The sequence below is a fragment of the Bifidobacterium ruminantium DSM 6489 genome, assembly GCF_000770925.1.
Taxonomy (GTDB): domain Bacteria; phylum Actinomycetota; class Actinomycetes; order Actinomycetales; family Bifidobacteriaceae; genus Bifidobacterium; species Bifidobacterium ruminantium.
In genome coordinates this window covers 37,911-51,822 of sequence record NZ_JDTK01000001.1, presented here as the reverse complement: position 1 = coordinate 51,822, position 13,912 = coordinate 37,911, and the positions used below count along the sequence as shown (strand labels likewise).

The following is a 13,912-nucleotide window of genomic DNA, read 5'->3' as shown; positions in this document are numbered from 1 at the left end:
CATCCGGCCTGCCCGGCGTGTGCCGTTCGTCATGAACGGTCATAGAAAAGCCGCTCCATCACATCACGGCTTTTGCGCATCACGGCGAGCAGGTCGTTCTCGAAATGCTGTCCACGATTCGCGTCATAGCCGAGATAGACGGCGATTCCACCCAAGGAATAGGTGTCGTCGGGAAGGATGTCCGCCTGGATGACGCGTCCGCTCCACAGATAGTTGCCGTTGCGCGCCGCAGTGCACATGCGCCACGCCTTGCGTAGGACGACGGCGTCACCAGCACTGATCAACCTGCGGCGTTCCAGTTCGTTCAACGCTTGCAACGTTCCATTGACCCGCAGGTTCGCGTTGTCTCCGGCATGCCGCAATTGCAGCAGCTGAACCGTCCATTCGACATCGGACAGCCCGCCTTTGCCAAGCTTCAGATGCCGGTCCCTGCGCACTCCACGCGGCAGTCGCTCGGCTTCCATACGCGCTTTGAGCTTGCGGATCTCCGCGACTTGAGAATCGGTCAAATCCGTCTTGGGGTAGCGCAACGGGTCGGCGATGTTCATAAGGAAATCCTCGGCGAGCGCCGCATCGCCTGCCGCGTATCGCGCACGCAGCAGCGCCTGATGCTCCCAAGTGCTGGCCCAGGAACGGTAGTACTCCTCGCAGGACGCATAGGAGCGCACGAGCGGACCGTTCTTGCCTTCGGGACGCAGATCCATGTCGAGTTCGATTTTGGGTTCAAGAGTGGTCGGCCCCTGCAGGATGGCGCGGAGATCCTCCTGCACCTTCCTTGCGAAGAGGTTGGCCTGGGCGTCGTCGGCGCCATCCGCGGGACGGTAGATGATGATGACGTCCGCGTCGGAGCTGAAGTTCACTTCCCCGCCGCCGTAACGTCCCATGGCGATGACCGTGATCGCGGCCGGAGGCTCGGTCAGCCCCATGTCCTTCGTGCGATGGCGGATGGCCCAGATGAGCGACACGTCGATGGCCGCGTCGTATACATCGGTCATGCCCGTGAGCGAAGCCCTGTCATCGATGACGCCGCTCATCCATCCCAATCCGATGCGTTCGATCTCATGCCTTCTCATGGCCCGGATGGAATTGGCGAAGTCGTTGATGCTGTCCGCATTGCGTTCGAGCGACGCGTGGGTCTGCACATCGAGGCTTTCACGGGAGCGTGGCTGCAAATCGTTATCGCCGCCGAGCCATGTGACGGATTCCACGGATTTGTTGAGCGCGTCGCCCAGAAAACGGGAATTGGACAGCACGTGACAGAGTCGCTGCGCGGCCGATGGCGAGTCGCGCAGGAATCCGAGATATTCGCTTTCCGTGCCGAAATGCTCCTCAAGCTTGCGCCAATTGAGTAGCCCCATATCGGGGTTCTGCCCCTCACCAAGCCATTGGAGCGCGGCGGGCAGCAGGATCCGGTTGATCTTCGCCGCTCGCGAGATGCCAGCGGTCAGCGCAGTGACATGACGCATGGCGGCGTCAGGGTCATCGAACCCGATGGAAGCGAAACGTTCCTGCATGGCGTTGGCGGACAGCTCCACCTGTTCGTCATCAAGTCCTGCACTGATGGGCAGCATGGGCCGATAGTAGATGTCCATGTGCAGGTGACGCACCTCACGTCGGGTTTCGTCATATTTGTCCACGAGTTCCTCAGGATGCATGTGGAAAGCGCGTGCGAGACGGCGAAGCTCAAGATTATGGTTGAGCTCGTCATCGTTGGTGTCACGTTTGCGTTCCATGCCTCCAAGGCTGGCTTTGCCGAGATCCGGAAACAGGTGGGTGCGTTTCAGCGCCCACATCTGCTGACGGTGTTCCATGACACGTTCGAACCGGTAATCCCAGGAAAGCTTCTTGGCTTGCTTGCGTGAGACGTATCCACCTTCGGCGAGACGCCGCAATGATTCCAAGGTGGAGCTGGTGCGCAGCGATTCGTCGGCGCGTCCGTGGACGAGTTGGAGCATTTGCACGGTGAACTCCACGTCGCGCAGGCCTCCTCGGCCGAGTTTGATCTCACGATCCTTCAGGGGCGCCGGAATAAGGTCTTCGACACGCTTGCGCATCTGCTGGCAATCGTAGACGAAGTTGTCGCGTTTGGATGCGGCCCATACGAACGGTCGGGTCATGTCCATATAAGCTTGGCCAAGGTCGGGATCTCCGGCGACGGGGCGCGCCTTGAGCAGGGCTTGGAATTCCCAGTTCTCCGCCCATTGCTCGTAATACGCCTTATGCGATTCGAGCTTGCGTACGAGTGGGCCGTCCTTGCCTTCGGGCCGTAGTCCCCCATCGATCTGCCAGAGGGTCGGTTCGGCGACTCCCATGATCACGGATTGGCATACGCGCTGCAGGGTCGTGGCCATTTTCGTGCCGACGCGGTTGAGCGTCATGCCGTTGGTGTCCTTGTCGGCGGGCTCCACCACGTAGATCAGATCCACGTCGGAAACATAGTTGAGTTCCCTCGCGCCGAGTTTGCCCATGCCGATGATGGCGAAGCGCACGTGCTCACTGCCGTCCACCTCATTGCGGGCGATGGCGAGCGCTCCTTCCAGGGCCGCGTCAGCGAGGTCGGATAGTTCCTGGCTGATTCTCGGCTGGATTTCGATGGGATCTTCCGCGGTGGTGTCCTGCGCCATGATGGCGGCAAGCTGTTTCCTGTAGGTCTGTCGCAAGGCGGTCGCCGCCTCCGCAAGGGGTTTCGAGGCTTTCGGCGTGCGGCTGTCGACAGGGTCGGCACCGACCGCTTCGAGCACATGCGCGCGCCGCTGGGCATGGTTGTACAGGTGGCTTTCGCATGAGTCGCTGGCCGCAGCCATGACGAGTTCGGGACGGAATCGCATGAGTTTTCCCATTTCGTCAGACACGCCGAGCACGGTGACCAACCGGACGAGTCCTTCGTTGTCGGTGATGATCTGTCGGAAATCACGTCCCTGGCTTTGCAGAGCCTTGATGATGTCCACGAGGTTGCGCAGCGCGACGTCGGGATCGCAGGTCTTTTCCAATGTCTCCATCAGCAGATGCAGCTGGTCATCGTCAATGCCGTCGGCATGCAACTCGTCAAGCAGCTCACGCGCCATGTCCAAATCCTGCAATCCAGCCCGAATCAGATCGAGCACCCCAAACTTATGCGTAGAACCCATGGTTCCCATAGTAGCGGCATGTTCGTGGAAGGAGCAGCAGCCACGCGCGACGCGGTCCCCGAAGTATCATCTACTGGCAGCGGGATCAATCGCTGAAATTCAGTCATCAACTGAATTTTCCTTTCAGCCATGTATCTACCATCATGATGGTGTTGTCTTGGGGTCGGAAAGAGGAAAATCCGTTTCCCTACCGTAAAAGGGGAATGTCCTGTTTTAGCATTGGTAAGCAATCCCTTCTTCGTCGATGATGCAAAGGTGGACCGTATGGCAGAGGTGAGAATCAAAATCCAAAGCGACCCATATCAGGAAAAGGTCCGATATTACAGCTGGCATGGGTATTGGAGGGAAATCACGACCAGCACGAATCCCGGCAGCGGACTACTCGGCGAGAGGCTCGTCAGGGGATTCTTCCCATTCAAAGCCGAGGAGATCGTCGAAACCATCTCCAAGGAATTCGGCGATGGAGGCAGAATCCAACTGGTGTTCGAAGGCTCCGACGACGAATGGCAGGAGTTGAATGCTATTTGCTCCGAAGGGCCATACGCGTCATCGTTTGACGCGCAGCGTGGCGAATGCTATCTGTCCAATGCCCGCGACGTGCTTCCGGAAATCATCGAAGTATTCAAGGAAATCCAGCCGCTTGTTGACGATGCCATATCCGAACGCAGAAAGGTTTCGGATAAAATCGCAAAATTCACCGACGTTTCCAGCGACATCATTCCTTTGTGTGTGCTTGGAAACTACAGTGCGGGAAAGTCGACGTTCATCAACGCGCTTATCGGCATGGAAATCCTTCCGAACGGTGACGAACCGGTGACTGCGAGAGTATTCCAGATCAAACGTTCCAAAGACAGGGATAGGGCGATTATCCAGTTTTCCTTCGGAGACAGGCATTATCTGCTTCGTTTCGATTTGGACGGTCTTATGGTCAACCGGGATTTTGCCGGAGACCCTTTCTATGACGATTTAGTTTCGAAAACGGCACAGGCCGGAACAAGTATGGCGGCCCAGATGAACAGCGCGCTGAAAACTCTTAATTCCTATCGGCAAAGCGAAGACGGGCGCAGAATCTCCGATCTAATCAGCATCGAAGTTCCATTCAGCGACACCGACCCATGGCCGCACGATAGGGAGTTCGTCATCTTCGACACTCCAGGATCGAATTCCGCATCGAACGCGGACCATGCCCGTGTTCTCAGGGAGGCGATGGAAGGCTTATCGAACGGCCTGCCCATTTTCGTCGCCGAATACAGTTCCCTCGATTCGACCGACAACAAAAAGCTGTATCAGGAAATCGAGCAGATTCCCGCAATCGATGAGCGTTTCGCAATGATCGTGGTCAATAAGGCGGATTCCGCCGACCTTCCCAAAGGTGGTTTCGATGATGATGAGATAGGTCAGATCATGCACTGGTCGATTCCATCGAACCTTTACGGACAAGGCATTTATTTCGTCTCATCGATTCTCGGTTTGGGTGCGAAGAACTCGGGCGAATTCATGAGCGACAATTACGCCGAGAAATTCGAGGATCAGCAACGCAAATATGTGGATCCCTCAAGCCGTTTCTACAAGACACTCTACCGGTATGACATTCTTCCCGGTCAGATCAGCCGGAGAACCAACCATGAGTCGGAAACATGCAAGGATCTGCTGCTGGCCAACAGCGGACTGTTCTGTATCGAGAACGAGATTCGCCTGTTCGCCGAACGGTATTCCGCCTACAACAAGTGCAGCAGATCGGAATCCTTGCTGCAGGAGATCATCGACATCACCAAGGAGGAAATCAGCGTTAAAAAGCAGTTGGTGGAGGAACAGAAGGCAGACCGGGAGGAACAGCTCGAACAGGACAAACAAAAACTGATCGAAAGCCTCGAATCATGCTGTTGCGATGAAAAGAACGCTTCCGCAGGCGGATATGATGACGATTTGAATGGCAAAATCAGCGCCGATACATGGTTCATCAGCGCCGACGTGTTGAACACGCGGCAGCAGAAGATCACCGAAAGCAAACGCGAAGACCTTGACTATGCGCATCGCGCGGACGCCGCAGCCGAAGCTCGCCGATCGGTGCTCCCCCATTTTGCCGATAGGCTTGGCGACACGTTCAAGAATGACGGAACCATTGGTTTGGCGGACCGTGTCAATAAGGTCGCGGATGGACTCAAAACGTCCACCCAAGGTCTTCTCGACGACGCCAAGGACGCTTTAGGCAAACAATCCGAGGTTGCAAAAACCGAAAAAGAGGCCGACCGGAACGCGGCCGACCAATTATTCGACGAAATCGTGGCAGACTACACGACTTACGCAATGCGCATCGCGCAGACCGTTGACGGAGAATCGCAAGCATATCTCAAATCCTGCGCCGAACAATGCCGTCAATCGCTTTATCGAATCGCCACGGATGATGACGCCCCACTTTCGGAAGAGAAACGCAGGGAAGTCGGAGAAATCATCATCAACTATCACGACCTCCAATTGGATAGTGTAAGAGTACCTGACTTCAACAAAGCCGAATTCAATGAAATCAAATTGGGCAACCAGGTGATCTTCAAAAGAGACAAGCTTTTTCTCAATAAGGTCAAAGATAAGTTCAACAAGGAAATCGAGCAGTGCTTCAATGACGCGCGCGGCGAAATCAGAAGCAAACACATCGACCGTTTCAACGCTTGGCTTAACGAATTACTGAACCAGATCGAGAGCAACATCACCGACTACAACCCCGTATTGCATGACTACGTGGAGGAGATCAACCAACAGACCACACAGATAGACGCGCTTGAAACCAAGCTCGGCATTCTCAAGGACCGCAAAGCCTATGTGACACGCGTCATCGATTGGAAGGACTGAACAAGATGGGTATCAAAAACGCGGTATTACGGGTGGCAGACAAGGCCGGTAACGCGGTGGCGAAGGTCTCATCCCTTAGCAGCGCCCAACTTGACGAGATCGAACGGAAACGCGAATCGTACCTGTCCGAAAAACCCGACCCGTCCGACCCGCAGGCAGTTGAGCTCACGAACCGCCTATTGGCGACCGCCGGGGTTGAAATCCATGGAGCGTATCTGTCCCAGCTCAGGGATGTTTACTGCCCAGTGGACCCAACGGTTGAGCATCCCGACGGATTCGACGAAGCGCACAACATCCGATTCATGAACGTCACGAAGTGGATAGTCGACCCGAAGGAGGACAGTCTCGAAAAGCTCGTCAACGTGTATGACGTTCTCGCCGACGAGGATTGCAACATCGCTTTGGTGTTCAACCGTACCTCATCCACCACGAACGTGTATCTGGCGGTTGTCGACGTGAACAATACGGAAGACAACATCAACGTCGACAACTTCACCAAGCGCATCGCAGACGCGATCAAAGGCAATTTCCCCGGTTCCGAAATCGGCGCGGCGCAACGCGGAACGATTCCCTGCCTTCAGGAACGACATGCGTTTTCAGTTGCTGCCGTGTCGAATGTCCCGACCGAGAAGAACGACAGATTCACGGTCCAAACCATCGAAAAAGTACTCGACGGCATTGTGCCAAGCAATAGAGGCGAGGATTACACCATCGTGCTGCTCGCCACCCCCATACACGATGTGGCGGAACGCAAGCTACGCCTTGCCGAACTACATTCGATGCTGACCCCCTACGCCTCATGGATGACGAACTACACCTACCATAGGAACGATTCCATAGGCTCCTCCGCCACCATCGGCGTCAACGCGGGTGTGAGCGCCGGCACGCAGAACGGCACCAGCCAGACGATCGGAAACAACTACAACGAAACGGATTCGTCAAACGAATCGACATCCCAATCGGAAAGCCAGGGAACATCCGATTCCACCAGCTCGAGCGAAAGCATCACCGACACCGATTCCAATGGAACCAATGAATCATCACAAGTAGACGTTCCCGGAGGTTTTGATCTCAAAATCGCTCGTGTTGGCGCATCTTTAAATCATTCTCATGGATCATCTCACACAACCTCCACAGCGAAGGGCACCACCGACACCGTCGGGCAGGCCGTTACCAAATCGCTCGGCAAAGCGGTAACCAGCGGCATTGGCAAAGCCGTATCCAAAGGTTCGTCCGTCACGTCTGGAGTCTCCAAGGCCGTGAATCTCGGCGCGAATTTCGGTGGTTCCTTCGCCCGGTCAAGCACCGTCACCGCAACGCTCGGAGCCGACGAAGGCATCACGCAGACTTTCAGGAACTTCTCGATCCAGCATGCTCTTGAAATTCTCGAATCGCAGATGAAGCGGCTCGATCTGGCGTCGGCGCTGGGCATGTGGGATTTCTGTGCCTATGTGCTTTCGGAAGATCATAACATCGCCAACAATGTGGCCCACACCTATCTCGCGCTCACTCAAGGCAAGGAGTCCTTCATGTCCAAAGCAGCCGTCAATCTCTGGCGTGGGGATCTCGGCGAGGACAGCGCGGACGCGACGGCGGTTTGCGCATATCTGCGCGATCTAAGACATCCGATCTTCGCGTTGAATCCGGCTCTGCTTGACGAGCATCCGAGCTTTTCGGTCTATCCGGCCACGGTCACCGCCACCACGGCCCTGTCCGGCAAGGAGCTCGCCTACTCGCTGAATTTTCCGAAGAAGTCGGTGCCGGGTCTGCCGGTCATCGAATGCGCGGCATTCGGAAGGAACGTCTCCACTTTCGATGGAACGCAGCCTGACAAGGGGCTTCGTCTCGGAAGGATATTCCACATGCACCGTGAGGAGCCCGCCAAGGTTCTGCTTGAAAAGGATTCCCTCGCCTCGCATGTCTTCGTCACTGGAAGCACCGGCGCGGGCAAGACGAACACCGTCTGCCGTATTCTTGACGAGGCCTACGATCAGGGAGTGGGATTTCTTGTGATCGAACCCGCCAAAGGCGAGTACAAGGACGTGTTCGGCGGGCTCGACGACGTGCATGTCTTTGGCACGAATCCGGCCTTCACACCATTGCTGCGCATCGATCCGTTCAGCTTTCCCCAAGGCATCCACGTACTTGAGCATCTTGACCGGCTTGTGGAGATCTTCAACGTGTGCTGGCCTATGTACGCCGCTATGCCTGCCGTGCTGAAGGACGCCATCTCGCGTTCCTATGAGGATTGTGGATGGAATCTCACCACGTCGGAGAATTCTTTCGGGGAGGGACTTTACCCCTCTTTCGCGGATGTGGCGCGCAATGTGCGCGAGATCCTCGATTCCAGCGAATACGACGCGGAGAACAAGGGCGCGTACAAGGGTTCGCTACTCACACGTCTGAATTCGCTCACCAACGGGCTCAACGGCATGATGCTCACTTCCGACGGAGTGGATGACGCGACGTTGTTCGACGGAAACACCATCATCGACCTGTCACGCGTGGGTTCCACAGAGACCAAGTCCCTGTTCATGGGTCTTATCGTGCTCAAGCTTCAGGAGCATCGCATGGCCGCCGCGGATGGCATGAATCAACCGCTGCGTCATCTGACGGTGCTGGAGGAGGCGCATAATCTGCTGAAGAGAACCTCGATGGAACAGAGCACCGAGGGCGGTAATCTTCTGGGCAAAAGCGTTGAGATGCTGTCCAATTCCATCGCGGAGATGCGCACCTATGGCGAGGGGTTCATCATCGCCGATCAGGCGCCTGGGCTGCTCGACATGGCCGCCATCCGTAACACGAACACGAAAATCATCCATCGTTTGCCTGATCTGTCGGACCGTGAGCTGGTGGGACGTGCAGCGAATCTCAACGATCCGCAGATCGTCGAATTGGCGCGCCTGCCCAAAGGCGTCGCCGCGGTCTACCAGAACGACTGGGTGGAGCCTGTGATGTGCAAGGTCTCCAAAGCGGACGATGCCGAACCTCTCGTCTACACGCATTCCGAAACGAAGGAAAAGAGCGTCAATGCCAATGATGCGTTCGATGTGGCGGAAGTCCTTGCCAAAGGCGACCGCATCACCGATAAGGATCTGCTGCGCGATCTGCGGGAGGCACTCGACCGGATCGACCTTGATTCCTCCATGAAGGTCCGCATTCTACGAACCATCCAGAATCCTCCCGAAGAACCCCGTATGCTGTCGCTCGCTCCGATCATGGGCGCACTGTTCCCGAATGTCCGCGAAGCCACGAAAGACGAAATCAAACGATGTACTGATGTCCGACAGTGGACCGTCGCAGCTGATTCGGCGCTTCGCGCGTCCGTCAGCCACCGCATCGATGACATCGTCAGAACCGTGGTCATTCAAGGAATCATGACCGACATCCTTCATGTGCAGGAGCAGAACGACAAGGCGTTCAGCGACTGGCATGAGAACGGAGGGTTGATCCGATAGCGGCGCCAATGGCAAACGCCTGTCCCGTGGCGGACAAGCATATGTCCTCATCCCAATTCCTGTACGCATATTCAACGAAAAGAGTCTTATGAACATCGACAAAACGACTTCGGAGGTGCCAAAGCCTTCAAAGGAGACGAAGCTGGGTTTCGATCCCGACCGTCTCATGGGTTCCGAACCGAAGGGATCCGAGTCCGAGGTGAAATCCTCTGAACCCGGCAAACTTATCGACTTCGATAAGCTCATCACTCGGCTCACAGACAGAATCGATTCGAAAGACCTGTATTCGACACGCTTGGAAAGAGTCAGATACACGCCGGTTGACGGGCCAAATGGAAGCTGGGTCGGCGAGCGCGGCGAATCAAAGTACATGTTGAACAATCCGGAAGTCAACGAGGCACTGGCCAAATATGGCAGAGATGGTATCGAGTACAGAAACGGTGTCGTTGATTTCAGTCCTGTGGCGGAGGCAAAAGTCACAATCGAAGGCATGAGCGAGAACAGGCTTTCACGAAAAGATGAGAGCGGCAATCACTTGGCCGGCAATTTCGAGAAAGCCAACATCAAATTAGCCGAACAATGGAACAAAGAGCGGCGTGACGGAAAAGATGATTGGACGCATACCGACATCGAAAAATGGCGCAAAGAGAACAAGCTCACCTGGCATGAGAACAGCGATATGAAGACCTGTGAACTCGTACCGACGATTATTCATGAAGCGTTCAGACATTCAGGCGGCGTATTTGAAATCAATAAGAAGAACAATAGGAATGGTGGTTTCGATGACTGAGAAGAATGATAAGCGGGAATTGTGGGGCAGGGACTTCGAGCTGCCTGTCTCCTTCGTTTGCGCTTCCAACGAGGATATCCTCGATTCGCAGCGCCAGGCAAGGGATGCGTTCCTCGCTTCATGGAACGAAGTCGAGGCAAGCAAAGATGCGATTGCACGGTATTGTCTTAATCGCGATGGGGACCTGATCGGCGATTCCATCACGAATATCTTCAAATACGTCATTCCGACCGACATTTTCGTGCTTAGGAATACGGATGTCCACGAAGTGGCGTTGATGTGCAACTACCGCTACGATCCGGAGCATGGACTTGCCGCGGTGTTCGAGAATGAGCGGTTGAAGAAGATCATTCCGCAGGATGAGCTCTGAAATAGGATGCGGGGGCGGCACACACATACGCGCATGCCGCCCCCGCACTGTTGCATCGTCCGGAATCAGACGAAGAATGGTTTGACGTTGGACCAGATGCGTCGGCTGACGCAAGGATGGTTCATCGTGTACAGATGCACGCCATCGACGCCACGTGCCACCAGATCGCAGATCTGTTCGGACGCGTACGTGATACCAGCTTCCTTCAGCAGAGCGGTATCCCCTCCCCACTTGTCAAGCAGGACGGAGAGTTTCTCCGGCACGCGCGACTGGCACATCTTCGACATGCGCAGCACCGATTTCGCGTTCATCACCGGCATGATGCCCGCTTCGATCGGCACATCGATGCCGGCGGCACGCGCCTTGTCCACGAATCGCAGGAAATCTTCGTTATCGTAGAAAAGCTGCGAAATCAGGTGGGTCACACCGGCGTCGACCTTCTTCTTGAGGTTGTCGATATCCTCGTCAAGCGTCGCCGCCTGCGGATGCTTTTCCGGATAGCAGGCGCCGTAGATCTTGAGATTCGGTCTTTTCTGCCGGATGTAGTCGGCCAGGTCGCTCGCATGGTCGAACACTCCCGCCGGTTCGGCACCTTCGACGCGATCGCCACGGAGGGCGAGCACGCCGGAGACGCCGGCTTGGTCGAACAGGTCGAGCGCTTCGTCCACGTCATCCTTGTCGAGATACTGCGCGGTCAGGTGGGCGACACAGGGAATGCCGTACTCACCCACCGTATGCGCGATGCGTGCGGTCAGCGTGCGGTCGAACGATTTGCCGGTGCCGTAGGTGACGGAGATGAAATCGGGATCCAGTCCCTGCAGGCCATCCAACGTGTCGTAGATGGTTCCTACAGGACTGGTGCGCTTGGGAGGGAACACCTCCAGCGAGAACATTGGCGAATGCATGTGATTCCTTGGAAATCCTTGCCTTTTCTGCCTTTGCGGATGTTACTTGGAGAGCTTGGCGCGCACGGCCTTGGCCGCGGCCACCAGATGTTCCAGGCTCGGCCAGGTCTCCGCGTTGCCACGGGTCTTCAGGCCGCAATCCGGGTTGATCCAGACCTTCTCCACGTCCATCTTCTTCAGGATCTCGTAGATGCGGTCCTCAATCTCCTGCTCAGAGGGGATGCGCGGGGAGTGGATGTCGTAGACGCCCGGGCCGGCCTCGGTCTCGAAGTTGGCGTCGTGGATGGCGTCGAGCACCACCAGATCGCCACGGGAAGCCTCGAAGGAAATCACGTCGGCGTCCATCGCGTCGATGTCCTTGATGATGTCGTTGAACTCCGAGTAGCACATGTGGGTGTGGATCTGCGTGGTCGGCTTGACCGCGGAGTGCACCAGACGGAATGCCGGGATGGCCCAGTCGAGGTACTTCTTGTGCCAGTCGGTCTTCCTCAGCGGCAGCTTCTCGCGCAGTGCGGCCTCGTCGATCTGGATGACCTTGATGCCGGCCTTTTCCAGGTCGAGCACCTCGTCACGGATGGCGAGTGCGAGCTGCTGGGTCTGCTGCTCATGGGTGATGTCCTCACGCGGCCAGGACCAGTTGAGGATGGTCACCGGGCCGGTGAGCATGCCCTTCATCACATGGTCGGTACGGGACTGCGCGTAGGCGCTCCACTCCACGGTGATCGGCTTGGCGCGGGACACGTCACCCCACACGATCGGAGGCTTCACGCAGCGGGTGCCGTAGGACTGCACCCAAGCGTTCTTGGTGAACAGGAAGCCATTAAGGTTCTGGCCGAAATACTCGACCATGTCGTTACGCTCGAATTCACCATGCACGAGCACGTCGAGGCCAATCTCCTCCTGATGCTTGATGCAGGCGTCGATCTGGGCCTTCATGAACTCGTCGTATTCGGCCTTGCTGATCTCGCCCTTGCGCAGCTTGGCACGCTCGGCGCGAATCTCCTTGGTCTGGGGGAAGGAGCCGATGGTGGTGGTCGTCAGCAGCGGCAGGCCAAGAGCCTCACGCTGCTCCTTCTGACGCTCGGCGCGAGCCGGCTGACGGACGAAGTCGTCCGGGGTCAGCGCGGCAAGTCGGGCGGCCACGGCCGAATCGGGAGCGACGCGGGTGCCGTCGAACAGCGCCTGGTTGGCCTTGAGCTCGGCGGAAGCCTTCTTCTCGTCATCGGTGGCATCGGCCAGAACCGCGACCTCGTGCAATTCGCCGAGCTTCTCGACGGCGAAGGCGAAGTGCTTGCGCACGTCGTCGGCAAGACCGGTCTCGCCCTCGGTGCTGAACGGCACGTGCAGCAGGGAGCTGGCGGTGGAGACGGCGACGTTCTTGGTGACCTGCTTGAGCGCGTCGACCAAGCCGAGGCTCACGGCGTAGTTGTTGCGCCAGATGTTGCGGCCGTTGATCACGCCGGCGAAGATGGTGGTGTTCTCGGCGACGCCGTACTGCTTGACGGCGGCGAGGTTCTCCTCGCGACCCTCGTTGAGGTCGAGGCCGATGCCGTCGAAGCCGAGCAGGTTGACGGTCTCGTAGGCGTCGGCGATATGGCCGAAGTACGTGTTAAGCAGCACCTTGACGGCACCCTTGCGGGCGGGCAGGATCTTAGAGTACAGGGACTTGAACAGGGAGAGGTCGCCCTCCTCCTTGTCGAGCACCAGGTACGGCTCGTCGATCTGGATCCACTCGGCGCCCAGATCCGCGAACTTGGCGACGACCTCGTCGTACACGGCGGCGACGGCATTGATCAGGCCCTGGTCGTATTTGAGCTCTTCGGCCTGCGGGTTGCGGGCGAGCTTGAGGAAGGTGTACGGGCCGATGAGCACCGGCTTGGTGAGGATGCCCAGCTCCTTGGCCTCGTTGAACTCGTCGAACGGCTTGGTGCTGCCAAGCTTGATCTCGGTGGCCGCGTCGATTTCGGGAACCAGATAGTGGTAGTTGGTGGTGAACCACTTCTTCATCGGCAGGGCGGTCACGTCGCCCTTGTCGCCCTGGTAGCCGCGGCCCATCGCGAACAGGGTCTCCTCGGGATTGTCGAAGGCGAGACGCTGGTAGCGCTGCGGAATCACATTCAGCAGAATCGCGGTGTCGAGCATCTGATCGTAATAGCTGAAGTCGTTGCTCGGAATCAGGTCGATTCCGGCTTCCTGCTGCAGCTTCCAGTGCTTAGCTCGAAGTTCCTTGGCTGTGGCGCGAACTTCTTCGAGGGCTGCGTTGCCCTTCCAATACGCTTCGATAATCTTCTTCAGCTCACGGTTCTGGCCGATGCGCGGGAAACCGGAGACGGAAGTGAGAGCGGACATGAATCCTCCATCTGATAAAAACAATGCAACCCGCTCAAGCTATCACAAAACCGCTTGTCACAAGG

Annotated in this window: 7 protein-coding genes; 4 read left to right on the top strand and 3 right to left on the bottom strand. The window is 57.0% G+C overall.

Annotated elements, in window-relative coordinates:
- Positions 1–29: 29 nt before the first annotated feature.
- A complete protein-coding gene (locus OU26_RS00200) occupies positions 30–3,128 on the bottom strand; it encodes a bifunctional [glutamine synthetase] adenylyltransferase/[glutamine synthetase]-adenylyl-L-tyrosine phosphorylase (protein WP_026645901.1) in 3,099 nt (1,032 codons plus the stop codon).
- 264 nt (positions 3,129–3,392) lie between these two features.
- Here OU26_RS00200 and OU26_RS00195 point away from each other — a divergent pair, with 264 nt between their 5' ends.
- The 4 genes from OU26_RS00195 to OU26_RS00180 all read left to right on the top strand — a co-directional run bounded on the left by OU26_RS00195 (position 3,393) and on the right by OU26_RS00180 (position 10,593).
- Positions 3,393–5,975, top strand: a complete 2,583-nt coding sequence (locus tag OU26_RS00195; protein ID WP_026645900.1) for a dynamin family protein — start codon at positions 3,393–3,395, stop codon at positions 5,973–5,975.
- 5 nt (positions 5,976–5,980) lie between these two features.
- A complete protein-coding gene (locus OU26_RS00190; protein ID WP_026645899.1) occupies positions 5,981–9,433 on the top strand; it encodes an ATP-binding protein in 3,453 nt (1,150 codons plus the stop codon).
- Between the two features lie 88 nt (positions 9,434–9,521).
- A complete protein-coding gene (locus OU26_RS00185) occupies positions 9,522–10,223 on the top strand; it encodes an HNH endonuclease (protein WP_051592879.1) in 702 nt (233 codons plus the stop codon).
- Positions 10,216–10,593 carry a DUF6985 domain-containing protein gene (locus tag OU26_RS00180; protein ID WP_026645898.1) on the top strand — a complete coding sequence of 126 codons (378 nt, stop codon included), beginning with the start codon at positions 10,216–10,218 and terminating at the stop codon, positions 10,591–10,593. Before OU26_RS00185 ends, OU26_RS00180 begins: the two co-directional genes overlap by 8 nt.
- Before the next feature lie 65 nt (positions 10,594–10,658).
- On the opposite strand, the gene metF is transcribed toward OU26_RS00180, so the two are convergent.
- Complete coding sequence (gene metF, locus OU26_RS00175) at positions 10,659–11,498, bottom strand: methylenetetrahydrofolate reductase [NAD(P)H] (protein ID WP_026645897.1); 840 nt, start codon at positions 11,496–11,498, stop codon at positions 10,659–10,661.
- A gap of 42 nt (positions 11,499–11,540) precedes the next feature.
- Positions 11,541–13,847: a 5-methyltetrahydropteroyltriglutamate--homocysteine S-methyltransferase gene (gene metE / locus OU26_RS00170; protein WP_026645896.1), complete on the bottom strand. Its 2,307-nt coding sequence runs from the start codon at positions 13,845–13,847 to the stop codon at positions 11,541–11,543.
- Positions 13,848–13,912 lie beyond the last annotated feature (65 nt).

Excerpts from the sequence above, each read along its gene's own strand:
- metE (WP_026645896.1), bottom strand. The coding sequence starts at position 13,847 with ATGTCCGCTCTCACTTCCGTCTCCGGTTTCCCGCGCATCGGCCAGAAC.
- metF (WP_026645897.1), bottom strand. The coding sequence starts at position 11,498 with ATGCATTCGCCAATGTTCTCGCTGGAGGTGTTCCCTCCCAAGCGCACC.
- OU26_RS00190 (WP_026645899.1), top strand. The coding sequence starts at position 5,981 with ATGGGTATCAAAAACGCGGTATTACGGGTGGCAGACAAGGCCGGTAAC.
- OU26_RS00195 (WP_026645900.1), top strand. The coding sequence starts at position 3,393 with ATGGCAGAGGTGAGAATCAAAATCCAAAGCGACCCATATCAGGAAAAG.
- OU26_RS00185 (WP_051592879.1), top strand. The coding sequence starts at position 9,522 with ATGAACATCGACAAAACGACTTCGGAGGTGCCAAAGCCTTCAAAGGAG.
- OU26_RS00200 (WP_026645901.1), bottom strand. The coding sequence starts at position 3,128 with ATGGGTTCTACGCATAAGTTTGGGGTGCTCGATCTGATTCGGGCTGGA.
- OU26_RS00180 (WP_026645898.1), top strand. The coding sequence starts at position 10,216 with ATGACTGAGAAGAATGATAAGCGGGAATTGTGGGGCAGGGACTTCGAG.